This window comes from Burkholderia sp. Bmkn7 (assembly GCF_041103175.1).
Classification (GTDB): Bacteria; Pseudomonadota; Gammaproteobacteria; order Burkholderiales; family Burkholderiaceae; genus Burkholderia; species Burkholderia cepacia.
The window spans coordinates 2,868,111-2,889,778 of record NZ_JBGCUH010000003.1 but is presented as its reverse complement, the minus strand read 5'-3'; the positions used below and the strand labels follow the sequence as shown (position 1 = coordinate 2,889,778).

General features: G+C 67.7%; 24 protein-coding genes. 6 read left to right on the top strand and 18 right to left on the bottom strand.

What is annotated here, in order from left to right:
- Positions 1-104: 104 nt before the first annotated feature.
- The 3 genes from AB3K92_RS35060 to AB3K92_RS35050 form a co-directional block, all read right to left on the bottom strand.
- On the bottom strand, positions 105-1,385 hold the full coding sequence (locus AB3K92_RS35060) for an O-antigen ligase (protein WP_059497764.1): 1,281 nt from the start codon (positions 1,383-1,385) through the stop codon (positions 105-107).
- Between the two features lie 135 nt (positions 1,386-1,520).
- Positions 1,521-2,363 (bottom strand): glycosyltransferase family 2 protein, encoded by an 843-nt coding sequence (locus AB3K92_RS35055; protein WP_027786823.1) that lies wholly within the window; start codon positions 2,361-2,363, stop codon positions 1,521-1,523.
- Between the two features lie 124 nt (positions 2,364-2,487).
- Positions 2,488-3,240 carry a glycosyltransferase family 2 protein gene (locus AB3K92_RS35050; RefSeq protein WP_048020453.1) on the bottom strand — a complete coding sequence of 251 codons (753 nt, stop codon included), beginning with the start codon at positions 3,238-3,240 and terminating at the stop codon, positions 2,488-2,490.
- Positions 3,241-3,474: 234 nt separating this feature from the next.
- Between AB3K92_RS35050 and msbA the strand changes: the two genes are divergently transcribed.
- Entirely contained in the window at positions 3,475-5,226 is a 1,752-nt protein-coding gene (gene msbA, locus AB3K92_RS35045; RefSeq protein ID WP_034195746.1) for a lipid A export permease/ATP-binding protein MsbA, read from the top strand.
- A gap of 94 nt (positions 5,227-5,320) precedes the next feature.
- Complete coding sequence (locus AB3K92_RS35040) at positions 5,321-5,698, top strand: RcnB family protein (RefSeq protein ID WP_369466689.1); 378 nt, start codon at positions 5,321-5,323, stop codon at positions 5,696-5,698.
- Between the two features lie 64 nt (positions 5,699-5,762).
- Here the strand turns inward: AB3K92_RS35040 and AB3K92_RS35035 are convergent, their stop codons facing one another.
- The 4 genes from AB3K92_RS35035 to AB3K92_RS35020 form a co-directional block, all read right to left on the bottom strand.
- Positions 5,763-6,329 carry an aromatic acid exporter family protein gene (locus AB3K92_RS35035; RefSeq protein WP_021161088.1) on the bottom strand — a complete coding sequence of 189 codons (567 nt, stop codon included), beginning with the start codon at positions 6,327-6,329 and terminating at the stop codon, positions 5,763-5,765.
- Positions 6,330-6,370: 41 nt separating this feature from the next.
- Positions 6,371-7,639: an MFS transporter gene (locus tag AB3K92_RS35030; protein WP_021161089.1), complete on the bottom strand. Its 1,269-nt coding sequence runs from the start codon at positions 7,637-7,639 to the stop codon at positions 6,371-6,373.
- The gene (locus AB3K92_RS35025; RefSeq protein WP_021161090.1) at positions 7,636-8,598 is read right to left on the bottom strand and encodes a PRC-barrel domain-containing protein; all 963 of its coding nucleotides are present in this window, start codon (positions 8,596-8,598) and stop codon (positions 7,636-7,638) included. The genes AB3K92_RS35030 and AB3K92_RS35025 overlap by 4 nt, the downstream gene beginning before the upstream one ends.
- 297 nt (positions 8,599-8,895) lie before the next feature.
- Positions 8,896-9,231: a YggL family protein gene (locus AB3K92_RS35020; protein WP_027786829.1), complete on the bottom strand. Its 336-nt coding sequence runs from the start codon at positions 9,229-9,231 to the stop codon at positions 8,896-8,898.
- 332 nt (positions 9,232-9,563) lie between these two features.
- On the opposite strand from AB3K92_RS35020, the gene AB3K92_RS35015 reads away from it, so the two are divergent.
- Positions 9,564-9,944 carry a DUF1493 family protein gene (locus AB3K92_RS35015; protein WP_369466866.1) on the top strand — a complete coding sequence of 127 codons (381 nt, stop codon included), beginning with the start codon at positions 9,564-9,566 and terminating at the stop codon, positions 9,942-9,944.
- Positions 9,945-9,961: 17 nt separating this feature from the next.
- Here AB3K92_RS35015 and rng read toward each other — a convergent pair whose 3' ends face one another.
- The 9 genes from rng to upp form a co-directional block, all read right to left on the bottom strand.
- Entirely contained in the window at positions 9,962-11,431 is a 1,470-nt protein-coding gene (gene rng, locus AB3K92_RS35010) for a ribonuclease G (protein ID WP_021161094.1), read from the bottom strand.
- A gap of 8 nt (positions 11,432-11,439) precedes the next feature.
- Positions 11,440-12,072 carry a nucleoside triphosphate pyrophosphatase gene (locus AB3K92_RS35005; RefSeq protein ID WP_060072155.1) on the bottom strand — a complete coding sequence of 211 codons (633 nt, stop codon included), beginning with the start codon at positions 12,070-12,072 and terminating at the stop codon, positions 11,440-11,442.
- A gap of 51 nt (positions 12,073-12,123) precedes the next feature.
- Complete coding sequence (gene rlmH / locus AB3K92_RS35000; RefSeq protein ID WP_006484265.1) at positions 12,124-12,594, bottom strand: 23S rRNA (pseudouridine(1915)-N(3))-methyltransferase RlmH; 471 nt, start codon at positions 12,592-12,594, stop codon at positions 12,124-12,126.
- A 25-nt stretch (positions 12,595-12,619) separates the two neighbouring features.
- A complete protein-coding gene (gene rsfS / locus AB3K92_RS34995) occupies positions 12,620-13,063 on the bottom strand; it encodes a ribosome silencing factor (protein ID WP_006484266.1) in 444 nt (147 codons plus the stop codon).
- A gap of 4 nt (positions 13,064-13,067) precedes the next feature.
- Positions 13,068-13,769, bottom strand: a complete 702-nt coding sequence (locus AB3K92_RS34990; RefSeq protein WP_230946697.1) for a nicotinate-nucleotide adenylyltransferase — start codon at positions 13,767-13,769, stop codon at positions 13,068-13,070.
- 41 nt (positions 13,770-13,810) lie between these two features.
- Positions 13,811-14,731 (bottom strand): oxygen-dependent coproporphyrinogen oxidase, encoded by a 921-nt coding sequence (gene hemF / locus AB3K92_RS34985; RefSeq protein WP_021161098.1) that lies wholly within the window; start codon positions 14,729-14,731, stop codon positions 13,811-13,813.
- A gap of 118 nt (positions 14,732-14,849) precedes the next feature.
- On the bottom strand, positions 14,850-16,127 hold the full coding sequence (gene purD, locus AB3K92_RS34980) for a phosphoribosylamine--glycine ligase (RefSeq protein ID WP_021161100.1): 1,278 nt from the start codon (positions 16,125-16,127) through the stop codon (positions 14,850-14,852).
- Positions 16,128-16,231: 104 nt separating this feature from the next.
- A complete protein-coding gene (locus AB3K92_RS34975) occupies positions 16,232-16,960 on the bottom strand; it encodes a YebC/PmpR family DNA-binding transcriptional regulator (protein ID WP_006478227.1) in 729 nt (242 codons plus the stop codon).
- Between the two features lie 217 nt (positions 16,961-17,177).
- Positions 17,178-17,828: a uracil phosphoribosyltransferase gene (gene upp, locus AB3K92_RS34970; protein WP_011352740.1), complete on the bottom strand. Its 651-nt coding sequence runs from the start codon at positions 17,826-17,828 to the stop codon at positions 17,178-17,180.
- A 232-nt stretch (positions 17,829-18,060) separates the two neighbouring features.
- Here upp and AB3K92_RS34965 point away from each other — a divergent pair, with 232 nt between their 5' ends.
- Together AB3K92_RS34965 and AB3K92_RS34960 are read left to right on the top strand one after the other, a co-directional pair.
- On the top strand, positions 18,061-18,840 hold the full coding sequence (locus tag AB3K92_RS34965) for an SDR family oxidoreductase (RefSeq protein ID WP_042976090.1): 780 nt from the start codon (positions 18,061-18,063) through the stop codon (positions 18,838-18,840).
- 55 nt (positions 18,841-18,895) lie between these two features.
- A complete protein-coding gene (locus AB3K92_RS34960) occupies positions 18,896-19,288 on the top strand; it encodes a methylglyoxal synthase (RefSeq protein WP_042976092.1) in 393 nt (130 codons plus the stop codon).
- A gap of 116 nt (positions 19,289-19,404) precedes the next feature.
- On the opposite strand, the gene AB3K92_RS34955 is transcribed toward AB3K92_RS34960, so the two are convergent.
- The gene (locus tag AB3K92_RS34955) at positions 19,405-19,872 is read right to left on the bottom strand and encodes a T6SS effector amidase Tae4 family protein (RefSeq protein ID WP_369466688.1); all 468 of its coding nucleotides are present in this window, start codon (positions 19,870-19,872) and stop codon (positions 19,405-19,407) included.
- A gap of 15 nt (positions 19,873-19,887) precedes the next feature.
- On the bottom strand, positions 19,888-20,241 hold the full coding sequence (locus AB3K92_RS34950; RefSeq protein ID WP_053076232.1) for a Rap1a/Tai family immunity protein: 354 nt from the start codon (positions 20,239-20,241) through the stop codon (positions 19,888-19,890).
- Between the two features lie 451 nt (positions 20,242-20,692).
- Between AB3K92_RS34950 and AB3K92_RS34945 the strand changes: the two genes are divergently transcribed.
- On the top strand, positions 20,693-21,667 hold the full coding sequence (locus tag AB3K92_RS34945) for a quinone oxidoreductase (protein WP_021161103.1): 975 nt from the start codon (positions 20,693-20,695) through the stop codon (positions 21,665-21,667).
- Position 21,668: the final 1 nt, after the last annotated feature.

The following is a 21,668-nucleotide window of genomic DNA, read 5'->3' as shown; positions in this document are numbered from 1 at the left end:
TTCGCGACGGGCCGCGCTGAACGCATACAGCCCGGTCGCTCTGACGGCGGGCGCCGCCGCCGAAGTCGGTCGGCAGCACCGCGCAGGCCGCCGCGCGCCAAGCGTTACGCGCTGCGCCGGATCGCCGACGTCTCGCGCGGCAGCGCCTCGCCGCGCTCGCCGCAGCCGAGCAGGATACCGGCCAGCAGCACGATCAGGTGCCCTTCGGCGAAATCGAGCAGCAACGAATTCGCGAGACTGCCGATCGCGAAGATCGCGAGCCAGGCGAGCAGCAGATGCCGCGAGCGCGGGTCGAGCGCGCGGCTGCCGCGTGCGATCTGCACGATCAGGTTGATGAACAGCAGCAGGCCGAGCGTCCCGAGCTGCACGGACATCAGCAGGTATTCGTTGTGCGGGTTCGACGTCAGCTGGCCTTCGGCGGCCGTCTTGCCGGCCGTGAGTTTCTCGAATTCGGATTCGAGGCCGCCCGCACCATAGCCGATCACCGGGCGCTGGCGATACAGTTCGAAGCCCTTCTTGTACCACTCGAGGCGCAGCCCGGTCGACGTCGCCGCATCGCTCTGCCGATACTGCTGCACTTCCGACACGACCTTGATGAGCCGGCCGTTGTGAACCGTGCAAGCCGCGACCACCAGCGCGATGCCGGCCAGGACGAACACCCCGGCGACGAGCCCTGCGCGCAGCGCCGACCGGCGGCGCAGCAACAGCACGAAACGCACCGCGACGACGAGGATCAGCAGCAGCGCGATGACTTGCCCGGTGCGCCCCTGCAGCATCACGAAGACGTTCACCAGCGACCACGCGGCGATGGCGGCGCAAGCGACACGCGACAGCGTCGTGCGCGCCGATAGCGCGAGATCGGCGGCCTGGTAGAACAGCAGCGCGCCGAACATGCCGGCTGCGATGTGGTTCTTGAACACCCATGCGCGCGACAGCGGCAGCTGGGTCGCATGCGCGGGCCCGATCGCGGTCAGCCCGAGATAGTTGGTCGTCGACAGCAGCAGGATGACGCACAGCGTGGCGAACCAGCAGCGCTGCACGATCGGCGCCCAGTTCGAATGGCGGAACGCGAGCACGGCAAAAGGCAGCAGCAGCAGCTTGTCGTATTTGGCGACCCAGTTCCACGCCTTGGCGTGCGGCGCAACCGTATAAGTGACGCTGATGGCCAGCGCGGCGAGGATCAGCAGTGCCGCGAGCGAAGCCTGGTCGGTGACGAACGAGCGCAGGTCACGCCAGAATTCGGGGGAGATGACGAGCGCGGCGGCGAACAGCCCGCAGAAGACGTTGGTCAGCGCGGTCGAGACCGGCACCATGCAGAGCGCGGCAACGGCGAAGGCGCGGGCGGCGGTCAGGCGCCGCGTGGCGGGAGCGGAAAACGAAAGCATCGGAACCTGTCGAATGGACGAATGCGGCTTGCGGGCATCGTGCTGCGCGCCGCGCGCCCCGGCGGGAGAGCCGGGACGAACGGCGCAGAGTATACGCGAAGCAGGGGGCGTTTCCGCGCTGTTTTCGGGGCCCGATCAGCTGAACGCGCGCTTGATCCGCGAACGCAGCAGCGCGCGCTTCAGGCGGCCTTCGATGGCCGGCGTGTCGAGCGCGACGCGCGTGCCGGCCGGTTCGCCGCGATGCAGGTAGTAGCGGTCGAACGTCGCCTGGGTCATGCCCCATTTGTTGAGGAACTGGCGGCGGCCGTCGTTCTTGACGATCTTGCCCGTGCTTTTCTGCTGGAAGTGGTAGACGAGGCTGTCGCCGGCGCCAATGAAGATCCGGCAGCCGGCATCCCAGAATTTCATCGAGAAATCGTTGTCGCTGCTCATGCCGGGCGACAGTTCGCTGCTGTAGCCGCCGATCCGGTTCCACCAGTCGCGGTGCACGAGCGTCGGCGGCCAGGTCGAGCCGAGCCAGTCCGCGCGCGCGAGCTTCGGGGCCGCCGCGACGAGGCCCGCCGCATCGAAATGCTCGGCGTCGCGGCCGAAATTGCTGACCACGACGCACGGGTTGCGCGTGTCGACCGGCTCGATCATCGTGCCCGACAGCATGAACAGGTCGGTCGGCATCTGTTCGATGCGGCGCACGAGCGCTGTGTCCCAGCCGGGGCAGCAGAACATGTCGTCGTTCATGTAGACGACGTAGTCGCGGGTCGCGCGTGCGGCGGCCCAGTTCACCGCGTGGCAGATGCCGATGTTGGTCGGCGACGCGGTGTGTTCGATGCCTTCGCTGCGCACCCAGTCGAGCGTGCCGTCGGAGCCGTCGTTCACGTGGACGATGATCTGGTGGTCGTACGCGGAGTGGCGGCGCAGGCTGTCGACGACGAGCTTGAGGTACGGCAGGTTGTTCCAGGTCGGAATGATGATGGAGAACATGGCGGTCGGATTCGGTGGTCGTCGTGGCGGGCGGCGCGCGGCGCCGCCAGTCGGGCGAGCGGGCACGCGCGGCGCGGGCAGCCCGGCATTGTAACGCCGCGCCGGTCGCGTGCCGGGCGGGCGCTCAGCGCGCCCGTTCGTGGCCGAGCTTCAGGAACCGGTAATACACGGTTTCCGCGTTGAACACGGCGATCATGAAGCCGGCGCGGCCGTCGAGGAAGCCGCGCCGCAGCACGTAGGTGCGCACGAACGCCCAGGCGCCGCGCGCGAGCGCCTTGCCGAAGCCGCCGCGCTGGCCGGCCGCGCGGCGCTGGCGCGCGCCGGCCGTCGAATACGCGTCGAGCTTGCGCACGACGGTTTCGAAATCTTCGTACGAGTAGTGCATCAGCTTGCCGGACAGGCGCTGCGCCGCGCCATCGAACACGAGGCGCTCGTGCACGAGATCGTCCGAGAAGCGCGCGCAGCCGCGCCGGAACAGGCGCGGCACCCAGTCCGGATACCAGCCGCTGTGATGGATCCACTGGCCGCAGAAGCTCGACAGCCGGTCGACCGCATAGACCTGCGCGTTCGGTGCGCGGATCGTGTCGCGGATCGACTGCGCGAGTTCGGGAGTGACGACTTCGTCGGTATCGAGGGACAGGATCCAGTCGGTGTCGAGCGCGTCGAGCGCGCGGTTCTTCTGCGGGCCGAAGCCCGGCCAGTCGCGCTCGACGATCACGCGCGCGCCGTGCGCCTGCGCGATCGCGACCGTATCGTCGGTGCTGCCGCCGTCGATGACGACGACGTCGTCGGCGAACGACAGCGCGGCAAGGCACTGCGCAAGCCGCGCGGACGCATTGAGGGCGATGAGGGCGACGCCGAGGGAGGGTTCAGCCATGAAATCGTCGGAAAGGCGGAGAAAACGGTGAGCGGCAGTATACCCGCGGGCCGGCCGCCGACCGCTTCGGCCCCGCGTCGGCCATGACCGTGCCCGCCGGGGCGGTGCGGCTATAATGTTGAGCCCTTTTCGGCACCCGCCCGACAGGGCGACATCCCGGGCGGCCACGCCCGGGCGCCGCTTCGCGGCTCAAGAAGGATTGCCTTGGAAACCCAGAACACTCTTCGCAAACCGATGGACGGCACGGGCACCTCGCCCGTGACGGTCCTCAAGCGCCTGTGGCCGTACATCCGGCCGCTGATCGGCATCGTGGTGCTCGCCGTGATGACGATGGGCGTCGTCGCGGCCACCGAGGCCGGTATCCCGGCGCTGCTCAAGCCGCTCCTCGACCACGGCTTCGGCGCGCACGGCAGCGACCGTGCGAAATGGTACGTACCGATCGCGGTGATCGGCCTCGCGCTCGTGCGCGGGGTGTCCCAGTACACGTCGAATTACCTGCTCAACTACGTATCGAACCGCATCCTGCTGCAACTGCGGCTCGAGATGTTCCAGCGGATGATCCATACCGGCGCGTCGTTCTTCCAGCGCGAAACCGCGAGCACGGTGATCAACGCGATCGTGTTCGAGGTCAACCAGATCCTGTCGGTGCTGACGGGCGTGATGGTCACGCTGGTGCGCGATTCGCTGACGGTGATCTTCCTGCTCGGCTACCTGTTCTACCTGAACTGGCGGCTCACGCTGATCGTCGCGGTGATCCTGCCGGGCATCGGCTGGCTCGTCAGCAAGATCAACCGCCGCCTGCGCCGCCTGAACCGCGAGCACCAGACGCTGACCAACGAGCTGTCGTACATCGTCGAGGAGACGGTCGGCGGCTACAAGGTCGTCAAGGTGCACAACGGCGAAGCGTACGAGATCGACCGCTTCACGCAGATGAGCAAGCGCCTGCGCGGCTACGCGATGCGCATGACGGTTTCCGGCGGCCTCGCTCAGCCGCTCACGCAGTTCCTCGCGTCGATCGCGCTCGCGGTCGTGATCACGATCGCGGTCGTGCAGTCGTCGAACGACCAGACGACGGTCGGCGGCTTCGTCGCGTTCGTCACGTCGATGCTGCTGGTGATCTCGCCGCTCAAGCACCTGATCGACGTCAACCAGCCGCTGCAGCGCGGGATGACGGCCGCCGAGCTGATCTTCGGGCTGATCGACGAGCCGGCCGAGCCGCAGGGCGGCGGCCGGCTGTTGCCGCATGCGCGCGGCGAGATCGAGTTCCGCAACGTGTCGTTCGACTACGGCGCGACCGAGCGGCCGACGCTCGACCGCATCTCGTTCAAGGTCGCGCCGGGTGAAATGATTGCGCTCGCGGGCCCGTCCGGCAGCGGCAAGACGACGCTCGTGAACCTGCTGCCGCGCTTCTTCGACCCGACCGACGGCGCGATCCTGGTCGACGGCGTGCCGGTGGCCGACTACGACCTCCACGCGCTGCGCGGCCAGATGGCGATGGTCAGCCAGGACGTCGTGCTGTTCAACGACACGATCGCCGCGAACGTCGCGTACGGGCAGACGCCCGACCGCGCGCGCGTGCAGGCCGCGCTCGAGGCCGCGAACCTCGCCGATGCGGTCGCCGCGATGCCCGACGGGCTCGACACGCTCGTCGGCGGCAACGGGATGCGGCTGTCCGGCGGCCAGCGCCAGCGGCTCGCGATCGCGCGTGCGATCTACAAGGACGCGCCGATCCTGATTCTCGACGAAGCGACCTCGGCGCTCGACTCGGAATCGGAGCGCCACGTGCAGGCCGCGCTCGAGCGGCTGATGGAAGGCCGCACGACGCTCGTGATCGCGCACCGGCTGTCGACGATCGAGCGCGCGGACCGCATCCTCGTGCTCGAGGCCGGCAAGATCGTCGAAGAGGGCAGCCACGACGAATTGCTGCGCCACGGCGGCCTCTACGCGCACCTGCACCGGATCCAGTACCAGCAGCAGGCGGCGTAACGCGCGGTTACGTAGCCGCGCGATACCGTGTGCTAGTCTTCATCGGGCAGTTCGAGTGGTTTCGTTCGACGTGACGACACGGAGGGAACGCACGATGAAGAAGATGCACGGAATGATGCTGGCCGCGGTGATCGCGGCGGGTTTCGCCGCACCGGCCGCGATGGCGCAGGACCACGACAACCACCACGACCAGGGCGGCCACGGCATGCAGCACGGCCACGGCCCGAAACACATGCCGCCCGGCCAGATGCGTCATGACGACGTGCCGCCGCGCTGGGCCGACCAGCCGCGCCGCGAATGGCACAAGGGCGACCGGCTTCCTCCCGAGTTCCGCGATCGTCAGTACGTGATCGACGACTGGCGCGGCTATCACCTGAGCCCGCCGCCGCGCGGCTATCAATGGGTCGGCGTCGGCGGGGATCACCTGCTGGTGCAGATCGGTTCCGGCATCGTGCTGCGGATCGGCGACTGACCCGGCCGATCGTCCGGCCCGTATCGCGACGCCGCGATGCGCGCCGGGCAGCCGGCCCGCCGCGTCACTTTGCCGCTGCGTGGCGGAACCAGCGGCGCTCGATTCTCGACATCACCCAGCACACGCCCAGCGCACACACGGTGCCGAGCGTCACTTCACCGAGCCGCATCAGCGGAACATCCCACAGCGGGCCGTTACCCGGAAACAGCAGCACGATCGTCGCGGTTACGCCGCCGAGCCGTGCCGCGCTGCCGACGTTCAGGCACCAGCAGCAGACGATCACGACCGCGACGGTAATCGCATATGCGACGAGGCGGTCGCCGCCGAGTGCCGCGCCGGCGAAGCCGAGCACGCCGCCGACCATCGCGCCGACGAACTGGTCGCGCGACAGCGACATCGTGTCCGAGTAGTTGTGCTGCGTGACGGCGATCGCGGTGATCGCCGCCCACACGGCCTGCTCGGTGTGCATCGCGCGGCCGATCACGTAGGCGAGGCACGCGCTGCACACGGCCTGCAGCGCCATCAACCCGCCTTGCGCGAGCCGTTCGCTGAACGACAGCCCCTTGAACAGATCGAAGATCGACTGCTGGATCTGCTGGCGGGCTTCGTTGAGTGTCCTGATCGTATCCATCATGCGTTGGCCTGGAAGCGGGTAGCGGCGGCGCGCGGGCGTCAGTGCGCCTGTTCGGGCGATGCGGCGGCCGGTTCGTCGGCCGCCGCGTCGCCGTTCTCGACGCGCGTTTCGGGCATCACGAGCCAGACCAGCAGCACGGCCAGCGCACCGGCGCCCGCGAGCCCGAAGAAGCTGACGGCATTCCCGAAATGATCGGCGACGTAGCCGGCAGCCGCGGTGCTGAGCGTCGCGCCGATCCCGGCCGCGAGCCCGAACAGCCCGATGCACAGGTTGTAGCGGCCCTTGCCGCCCGCGACGTCGGCCGCGATCAGCGGCAGCATCACGCCGAACACGGCGGCGCTGATGCCGTCGAGCATCTGCACCGGCACCAGCAGGTACGGGCTGCTCACGCCCGCGAACAACAGCGCGCGCACCGGCAGCGCGGAGAAGCCGAGCAGCAGGATCGGCCGGCGCCCCCAGCGCTGCGCGGAGCGGCCGACCCACGGCGACAGCATCGCGACGATCGCCTGCGGCACGATGATGCACGCGGCGATCACGAGCTGCACGTTCTCGCCCATCCCGGCCGTGACTTCACCGGCCGCGAGGTTCAGCATCGCCGCGTTCGACAGGTGGAACAGCACGACGCACGCCGCGAAGATCAGCATCCGGCGGTCGCGCAGCAGTTCGAGCAGTGTCTCGCGTTCGCCGGCTTCGTCGTGGTCGCCGTGATCGTCGGGCTTCGACGATTGCGGGATCACTTCGTGTGTCGGCTGGATCATCGCGAGTGCGAACAGCGCGGGCAGCGCCAGCACGGCGGTCAGCCAGAACACCGCACGCGCGGAGAAGTATTCGCCGGTGAGCCCCATCAGGCCCGCCGCGACCGCGCTGCCGATCGATGCCCAGCGCGCGTTGCGGCCGAGCCGGTCGCCGAGGTCGGCACGGCCGACGAGCGAGAACGAGATCGCGGCCATCGCCGGCACGAGCATGCAGCTCGCGAAACCGTGGAACACCTCGGCGGCGATCACCGGCACGATCGTCGGGCTCGACGCGAGCAGCACCGCGGACAGGATGATGGCCGCGATCGCCCACGCGGCCGCGCCTTTCTTGTTCTTCAGCGCATCGACGGCGGCGCCGCCCGGCACCTGGCTGACCATCGCGCTGATCGTGCCGATCGACAGCACCATGCCGATCTCGCCCTGCGTCCACTTGTGCGACGCGAGGTAGGACGCGATGAACGGACCGAACCCGGTTTGAACGTTTGCAACGAAGAAGTTGAGCCAGTCGAGGGACCGGAGACTGCGTACGCTGACGGAATGCTTGATCGTCATCGGGTCGTACTCGCAGACGAAGCCGGTGCCGGGGCAACGGGCGGGTAGACCGCGACGATCGGCTTGTCGGCCGCGTAGGGCGGCGCCGCCTTGATCTGTGCGTCGTTCAGGTCGAGCTGCGGACGCAGCGCCTTGTCGCGCGTGACGAAGCGCAGCGCGCCCCAGCTCGCGGCGATCGAACGGCGGTCGGTATTGACGAGCCCGCCGAGGTCGAGCACGACAGCCTGCGGCTGCGACGCGCGGTCGATCAGCACGTCGACGACGCGGCCGATCTTCGTGCCGTTCGGGCGCTCGACGTCGCTGTCGAGCAATGGCAGGCGCGTCGCGGGCGAGGCCGCGGCCGAACCCGACAGCGGCACGGCCTTGGGCCGCGCGGCAGGCGGCAGGTCGCCCGACGGCACGTCGAGCACGATCGGCTCCTGTTTGCCGCCCGGCGTGAAGCGGAACACGTTCCACGGGAAGATGACCTTGCGGTCGCCGACGCCCATGAAGCCCTGCAGGTTGACGACCATCTCGCGCGGCTTGCCGCTCGCGTCGGTCACCATGTCGACCGCGCGACCGATCACCTTGCCGTTGCGGCGCGCGACTTCGCTGTCGAGCAGCGCATGGATCTGCGTGCGGTCGAGCGGGCGCGTCGCGACGATCGGCGCGGGCGGAGGCGGCGGTGGCGTCGGCGATTCGGGGCGCTGCACGGGCTTGGGCCGCGTGACTTCGCGGTGCGGCTTTTTCGGTGCTTCCGGCCCTTCCGGCTGCGTCGGCGCCGGCACGGGCGGCATCGTCAGCGGTTCGCCGGCGGTTTCCTGGACGGGCTCGACGAGCGCCTCGCTGATCGGCGCGGGCGGATTCTGGACCGGCAGCAGCCCGCAGCCGGACAGCAGCGCGGCGGCGGCGAGAATCAGGAAGACCGTCGACGACGGCAACGACTTGCGGGATGCGGGAAACGGAAGTCCGCCGCTCATTGACACTCACTCCATGGGTCGGGGGCGGCCCGAGGGCACGCGGCTGGCGATGGATGGCGGGTGCGGGCGGCGCACCACGCGACGGGAGATTTTAACGTGTCTTCCTTTCAGGGCCGATTTCGACGGCTTGCTGGAGGCGGACTGTCGGGAAAAGGTAGGGATCGGCGGCGGTCGCGTCGCCGTGGGGCGACGGGGAAGTGGCCGGGCGAGGGGCCGTGCGCATGGGTGCCGGCCCGGCCTGCCGCCGTCATGGCGGGCAGGCGCGGGCGCTGCATGAAAGCAGGGGGAAACCGGGCGTCAGGCTTCCGGGTACCACGCGTCGGAGAATTCGCTGACCTGCACGTCGGTCAGTTCCGGACGGGCGGCGAGCCAACCGCGCACGAGTTCGCGATCGGCGTCGGTCGTCGTGCCGCGCGGTGCGCCGGAGATCACGTACGCGCCGATGCCTTCGTCCGCCGACGCGACGGTCAGCAGACCGTTCGCTTCGACGAAGTCGATGAACGCGTCGATCAGCTGGCCGCGTTCGAGGTCGGTCAGTTCATTGCGGTAGTGCGCGGTCGCGTTGAACGCGAGTTCCTGGAATTCGCCGATGTGGAGTTTCTTGCGCTGGCGGCGGTTGTGGCCTTGGCTCATGGTGTGTGGTGAGTGAATGAGAGGGGAATGGATCGTGCGGCCGGAGGCGGCAGCGAAAGGATGACGCGTGGCGCCGTCTCGATCGCGTGTCATCGCGGGAGCGATCGTGAAACCATTCGTGAACATTGACGCGATGGGCGTTTCGTGATGCGGCTTGACCCGGCGGCTCATCGCGCGCATGACCGAATGATACAGGGATGGCGGGCTGCCTCGGCTTTGCTATGGTCGGCGGCTACTCGAACGACAACGCGGGTCGCATGTCGGACGATCGCAATTCGTTCATCGGACGTATCGATCTCGAGGCGGGCGTCCTGTTTTTCCGGTGTTCTGAAATGCCTTCCGATACGCGGGAAAAGCTGGCCGCGTTCACGCGCGAAGAACCGGGTCGCCCGTTGTTCGGCGGCGAACTGAAGATCGCTCCGTCGTCATGCCTCGAAGAGGATCTGTATGTGACCGGAATCGACGCAATCGAATTTATCGACAAGTGGGCCGAAACGTTTGGCGTGCAGGCGGGCGATTTTCCCTGCGGCCGCTATTTCGACCCGGAGGAACAGGATAGGGTGACGACGTTTCTCGCGATGTTTTCCGAGCGTTATCGCCAACCACCGCGCGTGCCGTTGACGCTCGGCATGCTGGAGGAAGCGATGCGGCTCGACCGTTGGGACAGCAATGCGATCGAGCGGGCCGCAACGCCAACCGCTCACCCGAAATAACCGGACTCGAACGGCCGTTACATCAGCACGATGTCGTATTGCTCCTGGCTCAAATTCGACTCGACCTGCAGCGACACCGGCTTGCCGATGAAGTCGATCAGCATCGCGAGATGTTGCGATTCCTCGTCGAGGAACAGGTCGATCACCTGCTGCGCGGCGATCACGCGGAATTCGCGCGGGTTGAATTGCCGGGACTCACGCAGGATCTCGCGCAGGATGTCGTAGCACACGGTACGCGACGTTTTCACCTGGCCCTTGCCCTGGCAGGTCGGGCACGGTTCGCACAGCACGTGCGCGAGCGATTCGCGCGTGCGCTTGCGCGTCATCTCGACGAGCCCGAGCTGGGAGAAGCCGTTGACCGTCACGCGCGTGCGGTCGCGCGACAGCGCCTTCTTCAGCTCGGACAACACCGCGTCGCGATGCTCGGCGTTCTCCATGTCGATGAAGTCGATGATGATGATCCCGCCGAGGTTGCGCAGCCGCAGCTGCCGCGCGATCGTATGCGCGGCCTCGAGGTTGGTCTTGAAGATCGTGTCGTCGAAGTTGCGCGCACCGACGTAACCGCCCGTGTTCACGTCGATCGTCGTCATCGCCTCGGTCTGGTCGATCATCAGGTAGCCGCCCGACTTCAGGTCGACACGGCGCGACAGTGCGCGCTGGATCTCCGTCTCGATGTTGTACAGGTCGAACAGCGGCCGTTCGCCCGTGTAGTGATGCAGCTTCGGGCTCACGGCCGGCGTAAACTCGGCCGCGAATTCGGAGAGGCGCTGGTAGGTCTCGCGCGAATCGACCTGGATGCGTGTCGTGTCGTCGTTCGCGAAATCGCGCAGCACGCGCTGCGCGAGATCGAGATCCTGGTACAGCAGGCTCGTCGCCGGCAGCCGCTGCGCCTGCCCGACGATCGTCGCCCACGTCTTGCGCAGGTACGTGACGTCGCCGGCGAGTTCGTCGGAAGTTGCATCCTCGGCGATCGTGCGCACGATGTAGCCGCCTTTCTCGTCCGGCGGGATCACGGCGGTCAGCCGTGCGCGCACGGCTTCGCGCTCGGCCTCGCTCTCGATCTTCTGCGAGATGCCGATATGCGGCTCCTGCGGCAGGTAGACGAGCGTGCGGCCCGCGATGCTGACCTGCGTCGACAGCCGGGCGCCTTTCGTGCCGATCGGATCCTTGATCACCTGGACCATCAGCGTCTGGCCCTCGAACACGGTCTTTTCGATCGGCTGGTGCGGCGTGCCCGACTGCGGCTCGCCCGCGAGGCGCGGATGCCAGATGTCGGCGACGTGCAGGAACGCCGCGCGTTCGAGGCCGATGTCGATGAATGCCGACTGCATGCCGGGCAGCACGCGCACGACCTTGCCGAGATAGATGTTGCCGACCCGCCCGCGCGACAGCGTGCGCTCGACGTGAAGCTCCTGCACCGCGCCTTGCTGGACGAGTGCGACCCGCGTTTCCTGCGGCGTGAGGTTGATCAGGATTTCTTCGTTCATGGTGGGATTCAGAAGGCGACACGCGCGGCGCGCAACAGCGCCGCGGTCTCAAAAAGGGGCAGACCCATGATACCTGAATGGGAACCGTCGATTCGCTCGATGAACTCGGCCGCGCGCCCCTGGATCGCGTACGCGCCGGCCTTGCCGAACGGCTCGCCGGTGTCGACGTAGCGGGCGAACGCGTCGCGCGATGCATTTGAAAAGCGTACCGACGAGCGCGACAGCGCGGGCGGCAGGAGTTCGCCGTCGGCGCCGATCACGGCGACGGCGGTCAGGACTTCGTGTTCGCGGCCCGCGAGGCGCGTGAGCATCGCGAGCGCATCGTCGGCGTCGGCCGGCTTGCCGAGGATCGCGCCGTCGATCGTGACGGTCGTATCGGCGACCAGCACCGGCGCGGCCGGCTTGCCGCTCGCGACGAGGCGCGCACGCGCGGCCTCGGCCTTGGCGACGGTCACGCGCCGCACGTAGGCATCGGCGGCTTCGCCGGGCAGTTCGGCCTCGAGCGCTTCCGCGTCCTCGTCGGGGCGCGGCAGCAGCAGCTCGAAGCGCACGCCGATCTGCTGCAGCAGCTCCTGGCGGCGCGGGCTTTGTGAAGCGAGGTAAAGGGTCGGGAAAAGTGCGGGGGACGTGCTGGACGGCATGGTGTCGTTATCTCGGTGAGCGCGCGAGGCGCGCGTCTCGAGGACGACACGTCATGCGCGGTGGTAGGGGTGATTCTGCGTGATGCTCCACGCCCGGTAAAGCTGTTCGGCGAGCAGCACGCGCACCATCCCGTGCGGCAGCGTCATGCTCGAGATGCGCAGCAGCACGTCGGCACGCGCTTTCAGTTCCGGATCGAGCCCGTCGGCACCGCCGATCACGAACGCGACGTCGCGGCCGTCCTGCTGCCAGCCGGGCAGCGCCTGCGCGAGCTGCATCGTGGTCCAGTCGCGGCCGCGCTCGTCGAGCGCGACGAGGCGCGCGCCCTTCGGCAACGCGGCCTCGATCTTCTGCCGCTCGGCCGCCATCACGCTCTCGGCGCTGCGGCCGCCCGAACGCAGTTCGGGCTTGATCTCGCGCAACTCGATGCGCAGTTCCGGCGGCATCCGCTTTGTGTATTCGTCGAAGCCGGACGCGATCCAGCCCGGCATCTTGTGGCCGACCGCAAGAATGAAAAGCTTCATCGGGAGACGCGTAACGACTCGAGGCTCAACGGCGGCGGGCGGCCGTCTTGCGCGCCGGGCGTGCGGGCGCTTCTTCCTCTTCTTCGTCGTCTTCGCTCGCCGTCGCGAAACCGTTGCCCTTGCCACCGCCGAGCTTCATCCGCACGGGCTTGTCGCCCCAGATTTCCTCGAGGTTGTAGTACTGGCGCAGCGCCGGTTGCAGGATGTGCACGACCGCGTCGCCGCAGTCGACCAGCACCCATTCGCCGGTGTCCTCGCCTTCGGAGCTGACGACGTCGCCGCCGGCTTCCTTGACCTTGTCGCGCACGTTCGACGCGAGCGCCTTGGTCTGGCGGTTGGAGGTGCCCGAGGCGACGACCACGCGGTCGAACAGTTCGGTCAGGTGGCTGGTGTTGAACACCTTGATGTCTTGCGCCTTGACGTCTTCGAGGGCGTCGACGATCACGCGCTGCAGTTTGCGAATATCCATGGATTCAGGAATGGTAGAGGCGATGTTGAAGAATATAGGCCCATACGGCGGCCGGCACATGTTCGGCCGATGCGTCGGGCATTTGTGCATGTCGCGCGATGCATTCGCGCAGGTGTGCGCGGATGTCGGTCGCGGCGATGTCGAACGAAAGGGTCGTATCGATCAGCAGGTGGCCTGCCGGCGTGGCCTTCAGCACGTCGGCGCCGGCCTGCCGCGCGGCGATTTCCCGCGCGACGTCCGGCGGCGCCGCGCCGAGCTCGAAGCCCGGGCGCGTCGACACGCAGATGTGTGCGTAGTCGAACAGCGTGCGCCAGTCGCGCCACGTGTCGAGGCGCACGAGCTGGTCGGCGCCGATCAGCAGCGACAGCGACGCGTCCGGGCCGATCCGCGCGCGCCAGCGCGCGAGCGTCTCGACCGTGTAGGTCGGGCCGGCGTGCTCGATCTCGTCGGTAGCGACGGTCACGGTCACGCCCGGCAGCACGAGCGAATCCGCGGCCGCGCGGGTCATCGCGAGCCGATGCTCGGCGGCCGACACGTCGCGCTTCTGGTACGGCTGCCCGGCGGGCAGCAGCACGAGTTCGGTCAGGCCGAGCAGCCCGGCGAACCGGCGCGCGAGCGCGAGATGGCCGTCGTGGATCGGGTCGAAAGTGCCGCCCAGCAGGCCGATACGACGCGGCAGCGGGGCGGGGCGGGCGATGGTGTCCAGAAAAACGTGTCCTGTTCTTGAGGCGGCGGGGCGCGGCGGGCTCAGACCCAGTCGCGCGGCACGAGGAATTCGCTCAGGCGCGCTTCCGGCGAGCCCGGCTCGGGTTGCCAGTTGTAGCGCCAGTTCGCGACCGGCGGCATCGACATCAGGATCGATTCGGTCCGGCCGCCGCTTTGCAGGCCGAACAGCGTGCCGCGGTCGAACACGAGGTTGAATTCGACGTAGCGGCCGCGCCGGTAAGCCTGGAAGTCGCGCTCGCGCTCGCCGTACGGCAGCGCGACACGACGCTCGACGATCGGCAGGTACGCGTTCAGGAACGCGTCGCCGACGCTTTGCATCATCTCAAACGAGCGTTCGAATCCGGGCTCGGAGAAATCGTCGAAGAAGATCCCGCCGACGCCGCGCGTCTCGTTGCGGTGCTTCAGGAAGAAATACTCGTCGCACCACGTCTTGAAACGCGGATAGAGCTCGGCGCCGAACGGCTCGAGCGCGTCCTTGCAGGTCTGGTGGAAATGCCGCGCGTCGTCCTCGAACGGATAAACCGGTGTCAGATCCATCCCGCCGCCGAACCAGAAGACCGGCGCTTCGCCGGGTTTCGTCGCGATCAGCATCCGCACGTTCATGTGCACGGTCGGGCAGTACGGATTGCGCGGGTGCAGCACCAGCGACACGCCGAGCGCCTCGAAGCCGCGGCCGGCCAGCTGCGGACGCGCGGCGCTCGCCGACGGCGGCAGCGCGTCGCCCGCGACGTCGGAAAAACCGATCCCCGCGCGCTCGAACACGCGGCCGCCTTCGAGAATCCGCGTGCAGCCGCCGCCGCGCAGGCGCTCTTGCGGCCCGCGCTGCCACGCATCGGTCGCGAGCGGCGTGCCGTCGAGCGCGCCGAGCGCGTCGGCGATGCGTGTCTGCAGGCCCTGAAGGTACGTGCGCACGCGCGTCACGTCGTAGGTCGAATCGGTCATGTCTGGACTGGGTGCCCCCGTGCGAAGCGGGGGCCGTAAAAAAGGCATCTGCCGGGCATTCTATCGAACCCCGGCAGAGGAGCCGCCGCCGCGCGCGGGCGGGGCGGCGGTTGCAACGTTACGCGCTCTTGCGGTTGAGCGCGCGGAAGCCGATGTCGCGGCGGTACTGCATGCCTTCGAAATTGATCTGGTTGATCGTGTCGTACGCATGCTGCTGCGCTTCGCGCACCGAATCGGCGAGGCCGACCACGCACAGCACGCGGCCGCCGGACGTCGTCAGCTTGTCGCCGTCGAGCGTCGTGCCCGCATGGAACGTGACCGCCTGTTCGGTCTCGGCCGGGATCCCGTTGATGCGGTCGCCCTTGCGCGGCGCGTCCGGATAACCGTGCGCGGCCAGCACGACGCCGAGCGCGGTGCGGCGGTCCCAGTCGAGCTCGACCGTGTCGAGCGTGCCCGCGATCGCCTGCTCGACGACCTTCGAGAAATCGCTCTTCAGGCGCGCCATGATCGGCTGCGTTTCCGGGTCGCCCATCCGGCAGTTGAACTCGAGCGTGCGCGGATTGCCTTCCTTGTCGATCATCAGGCCCGCGTACAGGAAGCCCGTGAAGCGGATGCCGTCCTTCTCCATCCCGCGCACGGTCGGCATGATGATCTCGCGCATCACGCGTGCGTGCATCTGCGGCGTGACGATCGGCGCGGGCGAATACGCGCCCATGCCGCCGGTGTTCGGGCCGCGATCCTCGTCGAGCAGGCGCTTGTGGTCCTGGCTCGAAGCCAGCGCCAGTGCGTGCTTGCCGTCGACCATCACGATGAAGCTGGCTTCCTCGCCGTCGAGGAATTCCTCGATCACGACGCGCGCGCCGGCGTCGCCGAGCTTGTTGCCCGACAGCATCATGTCGACGGCCTGATGCGCTTCTTCCAGCGTCATCGCGACGACGACACCCTTGCCGGCCGCGAGGCCGTCGGCCTTCACGACGATCGGCGCACCCTTCGCGTCGATATACGCGTGCGCGGCGGCCACGTCGGAGAACGTTTCGTACTCGGCGGTCGGGATGCCGTGGCGCTTCATGAACGCCTTCGCGAAATCCTTCGAGCTCTCGAGCTGCGCGGCTTCGCGGGTCGGGCCGAAGACCTTCAGGCCGCGTGCGCGGAACAGGTTGACGATGCCGGCCGCGAGCGGCGCTTCCGGCCCGACGAGCGTGAACGCGACGCCTTCGCTTTCCGCGAAATCGGCGAGTTCGTCGAGCGCCGTGATGTCGACGTTCTTCAGACGCTCGTCCTGTGCCGTGCCGCCATTGCCGGGCGCGACATAGACCATCTGGACGCGCGGCGACTGCGCGAGCTTCCACGCCAGCGCATGTTCGCGGCCGCCGGAACCGACGACGAGTAGTTTCATGGGATTCCCCGCAGACTAGAAAACAGGGCGGCCGGCACGCTCAGGCGCGCCGGCCGCGGATTCGATCGGGCCGCCGCCGCAACAGGTGCGCTGCGGCCGGCATCTCATTCCTCGACGATGACGGCGTTCGTATACACGTCCTGCACGTCGTCGAGGTTCTCGAGCGCGTCCAGGAGCTTCTGCATCTTCGCTGCGTCGTCGCCGGTGAATTCGACTTCGTTCTGCGGCTTCATCGTCACTTCGGCGAGTTCGGCCTTGAAGCCCGCAGCTTCGAGCGCGTCCTTCACCGCCGAGAATGCCTGCCAGTCGCACAGCACTTCGATCGAGCCGTCGTCGTTCGTGTTCACGTCGTTCGCGCCGGCTTCGAGCGCGGCTTCCATCAGCGCGTCTTCCGACGTGCCGGGCGCGAACAGGAACTGGCCGACGTGATCGAACATGAACGCGACCGAGCCGTCGGTGCCCATGTTGCCGCCGAACTTCGAGAACGCGTGGCGGACTTCCGCGACCGTGCGGGTGCGGTTGTCGGTCAGCGTGTCGACGATGATCGCCGCGCCGCTGATGCCGTAGCCTTCGTAACGGATTTCCTCGTAGTTCGCGCCGTCCGCGCCGCCGACGCCGCGATCGATCGCGCGCTTGACGTTGTCCTTCGGCATGTTCGCGTCGGCCGCCTTGTCGACCGCGAGACGCAGGCGCGGGTTCGAGTTGACGTCGCCGCCGCCGAGGCGCGCCGCGACCTGGATTTCCTTGATCAGGCGAGTCCAGATCTTGCCGCGCTTCGCGTCGGCCGCTGCCTTCTTATGCTTGATGTTGGCCCATTTCGAATGACCAGCCATACCTTTCTCCGTGCCCGGGCGCGCAGCGCGGGCGATTGTTTCAATGTGTCGTTGAGTCGGCGGCCGTGTCGGCGGGCATGAAGCCGCGGGGCCGCGCGTGTCGAGTGGATCGAGATTTTATCACGCGGCGACCGCCGGATCGGGGCCGCCGCGCATGGCCGAACGGCCGGGTGGGCGGCCGCGGACCGGGCCGCGCGCAACGCGGCCGTGCCGGGGCTCAGTTCTTGGTGCCGAACAGGCGGTCGCCCGCGTCGCCCAGGCCCGGCACGATGTACGCGTGCTCGTTCAGGTGCGAATCGAGCGACGCGACGAACAGCTTCACGTCGGGGTGCGCGTCCTGGAACACCTGCACGCCTTCGGGCGCGGCCACCAGCGCGACGAACATGATGTTCGCGGCCGGCACGTTGCGGCGTTTCAGCACGTCGACCGCGTGCACCGCCGAGTAGCCGGTCGCGACCATCGGGTCGCACAGGATGAAGATGCGGTCTTCCAGATCCGGCAGGCGCACCAGGTATTCGACCGGGCGATGGTCGTCGGCGCGGTACACGCCGATATGGCCGACGCGCGCGGACGGCACCAGGTCGAGCAGGCCGTCCGACATCCCGATGCCCGCGCGCAGCACCGGCACGATCGCCAGTTTCTTGCCCGCGATCACCGGCGCGTCGACCTCGACGAGCGGGGTTTCGACCCGCTTGGTGGTAATCGGCAGGTTGCGGGTGATCTCGTAACCCATCAGCAGCGTGATTTCGCGCAGCAGCTCGCGGAACGTGCGCGTGGACGTGTCCTTGTCGCGCATGTGCGTGAGCTTGTGCTGGATCAGCGGGTGATCGGTGATGAAGAGATTCGGGAAACGGCTGTCCTGTTTCATGACGGGGGGGCGCCTTGGCGGCAAAAGAGGATCGGGGGCGGGGGCGGGCGCAAGCCGGCCGCGCGCTTATGTCCGCAATTTTACCAAGGCGCGCCGCATGATCCGGATAATATCGACGTCTCACGACAATCCGCGCGCCTGCGGCCGCCCGTTCGCCTGCCTGGCCCGCCCGTGGTCCGGGCGCCGAAGCGACCGGGCCGCGCCGGCGCGTGTCGCCACCAAGGAATCGACGATGGATCTCGGCATCGAAGGAAAGACCGCGCTCGTGTGCGCGGCAAGCAAGGGGCTCGGTCGCGGCTGCGCGGAAGCGCTGGCCGCGGAGGGCGTGAACCTCGTGATCGTCGCGCGCACGCGCGACACGCTGGAGGAAGCCGCGGAGGAGATCCGCGCCGGCGCGAACGTGTCGGTGACCGCGGTCGCCTGCGACATCACGACGCCGGACGGGCGCGCCGCCGCGCTCGCCGCGTGCCCGCAGCCGGACATTCTCGTGACGAATGCGGGCGGCCCGCCGCCCGGCGACTTCCGCGACTTCTCGCACGACGACTGGATCCGTGCGCTCGAATCGAACATGCTGACGCCGATCGAGCTGATCCGCGCGACCGTCGACGGGATGATCGCGCGCCGCTTCGGCCGGATCGTCAACATCACCAGTTCGGCCGTGAAGGCGCCGATCGACGTGCTCGCGCTGTCGAACGGCGCGCGCTCGGGGCTGACCGGCTTCGTCGCGGGGCTCTCGCGCAAGGTCGCGGGGCAGGGCGTGACGATCAACAACCTGCTGCCGGGCCTGTTCGACACCGACCGGATCGCGACCACGCTCACCGCGTCGGCGAAGGCGCAGGGCGTGACGGTCGACGAGATGCGCGCGCGGCGCACGAAGGAGATCCCGGCCGGCCGCCTCGGCACGCGCCAAGAGTTCGGCGCGGCGTGCGCGTTCCTGTGCAGCGTGCATGCCGGCTACATCACCGGGCAGAACTGGCTGCTCGACGGCGGCGCGTATCCGGGCACGTTCTGACGCGCGCGTCCCGAATCACGATCACGACAACAACTGAACGACGAAGGAACCGGAGATGAGCAAACCCCGCATCGCATTGATTGCGCACGACGCGAAGAAGGACGAGATCGTCGCGCTCGCGGGCGAATACCGCGCGACGCTCGCGCAATGCCGGCTGGTCGCGACCGGCACGACGGGCGGCCGCATCGCGGACGCGCACGGGCTGGAGGTCGAGCGCAAGCTGTCGGGGCCGCTCGGCGGCGACCTGCAGATCGGCGCGGAACTGGCGGACGGCCGCGTGGACATCGTCGTGTTCCTGCGCGACCCGATGACCGCGCAGCCGCACGATCCCGACATCACCGCGCTCGTGCGCGCGTGCGACGTGCACGACGTGCCGGTCGCGACCAACGTCGCGACGGCGCGGATGCTGCTCGACGATCTGGCGCGGAACATGCAGGACGTTTGCTAGGCGGGGGGCGGGCGCGATTGTCGTTGTCCGGCGTCGCCATGTTCGGCCACTACGGCAGGGTGACGCCGCGCGTCAAGGAGAGCGGTGTGGGTGACGCAGAATCCGGATACCACCGATTACCGTAGCGGCCAAAACCACATTTCGGATGCCGTCCAGTAGCAGTCTGAACCACAGATGGCTCGGGCACCGTCGATCAGGTCGATATGCCCGCCACGCCCGTTCATGTATCCCGGAATGTTCCAGAAGGCCGCCATGCCCTTTCTGGAGGCGATGCCGGTCACGGCGTCGTCGCGCCGAAACACTTCGGCTTTGCCGAAATACGCCGGCTCGGCCAGCATCTCGGCCAGCCTGGCTTGCCCCGCCTCGATTCGGCGCCCACGGTGCGGCCCTTTCTGAATGACCAGTCCGCCGCGCAACGTTATTCCGCTTTTGACAAGTGCCACGCTGATCCGGATGGCGCACGTATTCGCATACGACGGATTCTGGATCAGGTCTTGCCAGCCCAATTCCTGAAAAAGCGCTTCCCTCGAAACGGTCTTGTTGCCTGGATAGTGGCTGCTCAGTATGGAGAACGGTGGTTTCAAGCGAGCGTTCCTCGGTTAGCGGCAAGGGAATTTTTGTCGCAAGGCGTGGGCAACCAACCTCGCTGCGCTTGCCTTCAGTGCGTCCCTCGGCAGTTGGCGGAGCGCGGCGAGCACTTCCGAATCGATTTCTCCCGGTTTGACGCGACCGTTGTCGCACCACGCCTTGCCCTCGGTCGCATCGGCGACCCCGGCCAGATACCCGGCCATCGCGTGGCGTTCGGCGTCGGCGTATGGACGGTTGTCCGATCGACTCACGCCGTCGAGTAGCCGGGTGCCGTCGACACGAGGAACCGCAGCCCCGGTTGCGCTGCCAATACTCGCTGACAACGACGCGACAACAAGCAAGTTCTGGACAAGAAAGCGTTTCATGGCGTGGGTTGGGCGAATTGGGCAAAGGGCAAAATAGCACGCTCGTCATCTCATGAATGTGCGTGGCATGAATTCGAATTGCCGGCCGACCCGTGTCGATGTCGTCGGTTCCGGGAGCGCAGTACGACAACGCGGCACGGCAGACGCGTCTCGCACGGGCGCAAGGCCAAATTCGCAGTGCGGCCAACCTCGGTCAACGCGAACGGAGCGGAAATTCGTATGACCCAAAGGTCTTGATATGAACGTGACCAAGTGTGACCACGGCCCATACAATCCATTTCCCGCGAAAACCCTACCGATGTGAAGGGATTGCGACGACGCGCTGCGTGACTGGGCACGACGCGCGAGAATCCTCCGCTACCACCCGTGTTCACGTGCATCGCTGCAGACGCAATGTCGATGCATTCGCCGAACCGGATTTCCAGATTCCAGACAGAAGAGGAGCGAAACGATGCCGAAAGCAATCCGATACGACCAGCCGGGCGGCCCGGACGTGATGAAGTGGGTCGATGTCGAGGTCGGCGAGCCGAAGGCGGGTGAAGTCCGCATTCGGCAGCATGCGGTCGGGCTCAACTACATCGACGTGTATTTCCGCACCGGTCTTTATCCGCAGCCGCTGCCCGGCGGTCTCGGGATGGAGGCGGCGGGCGAGGTGACGGCCGTCGGCGAAGGCGTGACCGCGCTCAAGGCTGGCGACCGCGTCGCGTACGTCGGGCAGCCGCCGGGCGCGTATGCGCAGGAGCGCGTGATGCCGGCCGAGCGGCTCGTGAAGCTGCCGGACGGCATCAGCTACGACGACGCGGCGTCGGTGATGCTGCAGGGCCTGACCGCGCACTACCTGCTGCGCCGCACGTACCCGGTGAAGGCCGGCGACACGATCCTGATCCACGCGGCGGCCGGCGGCGTCGGCCTGCTGGTGTGCCAATGGGCGAAGGCGCTTGGCGCGACCGTGATCGGCACGGTCGGCTCCGACGAGAAAGCCGCGCTCGCGAAGGCGCACGGTTGCGACCATCCGATCGTCTATACGCGCGAGAACTTCACGCAGCGCGTGAAGGAGATCACGAACGGCGCCGGCGTGCCGGTTGTCTACGACTCGATCGGCAAGGACACCTACATCGGCTCGCTCGACTGCCTCGCACCGCTCGGCTACTTCGTCAGCTTCGGCAACGCGTCGGGCCCGCTGCCGGCGATCGATTCGAAGGAGTTCTCGTCGCGCGGCTCGCTGTTCTTCACGCGGCCGACGCTGTTCTCGTACATCGCGAAGCGCGCCGATCTCGAATCCGCGGCCGCCGAGCTGTTCGACGTGATCCTGTCGGGCAAGGTGAAAACCAGCATCAACCAGCGCTATCCGCTCGCGGAAGTCGGCCGCGCGCATGAAGATCTCGAAGCACGCAAGACCACCGGCTCGACGATCCTCGTTCCCTGAT

Coding starts and splice junctions, on each gene's coding strand:
- AB3K92_RS35060 (WP_059497764.1), bottom strand. CDS start 1,385: ATGCTTTCGTTTTCCGCTCCCGCCACGCGGCGCCTGACCGCCGCCCGC.
- AB3K92_RS35055 (WP_027786823.1), bottom strand. CDS start 2,363: ATGTTCTCCATCATCATTCCGACCTGGAACAACCTGCCGTACCTCAAG.
- AB3K92_RS35050 (WP_048020453.1), bottom strand. CDS start 3,240: ATGGCTGAACCCTCCCTCGGCGTCGCCCTCATCGCCCTCAATGCGTCC.
- msbA (WP_034195746.1), top strand. CDS start 3,475: ATGGACGGCACGGGCACCTCGCCCGTGACGGTCCTCAAGCGCCTGTGG.
- AB3K92_RS35040 (WP_369466689.1), top strand. CDS start 5,321: ATGAAGAAGATGCACGGAATGATGCTGGCCGCGGTGATCGCGGCGGGT.
- AB3K92_RS35035 (WP_021161088.1), bottom strand. CDS start 6,329: ATGGATACGATCAGGACACTCAACGAAGCCCGCCAGCAGATCCAGCAG.
- AB3K92_RS35030 (WP_021161089.1), bottom strand. CDS start 7,639: ATGACGATCAAGCATTCCGTCAGCGTACGCAGTCTCCGGTCCCTCGAC.
- AB3K92_RS35025 (WP_021161090.1), bottom strand. CDS start 8,598: ATGAGCGGCGGACTTCCGTTTCCCGCATCCCGCAAGTCGTTGCCGTCG.
- AB3K92_RS35020 (WP_027786829.1), bottom strand. CDS start 9,231: ATGAGCCAAGGCCACAACCGCCGCCAGCGCAAGAAACTCCACATCGGC.
- AB3K92_RS35015 (WP_369466866.1), top strand. CDS start 9,564: ATGCCTTCCGATACGCGGGAAAAGCTGGCCGCGTTCACGCGCGAAGAA.
- rng (WP_021161094.1), bottom strand. CDS start 11,431: ATGAACGAAGAAATCCTGATCAACCTCACGCCGCAGGAAACGCGGGTC.
- AB3K92_RS35005 (WP_060072155.1), bottom strand. CDS start 12,072: ATGCCGTCCAGCACGTCCCCCGCACTTTTCCCGACCCTTTACCTCGCT.
- rlmH (WP_006484265.1), bottom strand. CDS start 12,594: ATGAAGCTTTTCATTCTTGCGGTCGGCCACAAGATGCCGGGCTGGATC.
- rsfS (WP_006484266.1), bottom strand. CDS start 13,063: ATGGATATTCGCAAACTGCAGCGCGTGATCGTCGACGCCCTCGAAGAC.
- hemF (WP_021161098.1), bottom strand. CDS start 14,731: ATGACCGATTCGACCTACGACGTGACGCGCGTGCGCACGTACCTTCAG.
- purD (WP_021161100.1), bottom strand. CDS start 16,127: ATGAAACTACTCGTCGTCGGTTCCGGCGGCCGCGAACATGCGCTGGCG.
- AB3K92_RS34975 (WP_006478227.1), bottom strand. CDS start 16,960: ATGGCTGGTCATTCGAAATGGGCCAACATCAAGCATAAGAAGGCAGCG.
- upp (WP_011352740.1), bottom strand. CDS start 17,828: ATGAAACAGGACAGCCGTTTCCCGAATCTCTTCATCACCGATCACCCG.
- AB3K92_RS34965 (WP_042976090.1), top strand. CDS start 18,061: ATGGATCTCGGCATCGAAGGAAAGACCGCGCTCGTGTGCGCGGCAAGC.
- AB3K92_RS34960 (WP_042976092.1), top strand. CDS start 18,896: ATGAGCAAACCCCGCATCGCATTGATTGCGCACGACGCGAAGAAGGAC.
- AB3K92_RS34950 (WP_053076232.1), bottom strand. CDS start 20,241: ATGAAACGCTTTCTTGTCCAGAACTTGCTTGTTGTCGCGTCGTTGTCA.
- AB3K92_RS34945 (WP_021161103.1), top strand. CDS start 20,693: ATGCCGAAAGCAATCCGATACGACCAGCCGGGCGGCCCGGACGTGATG.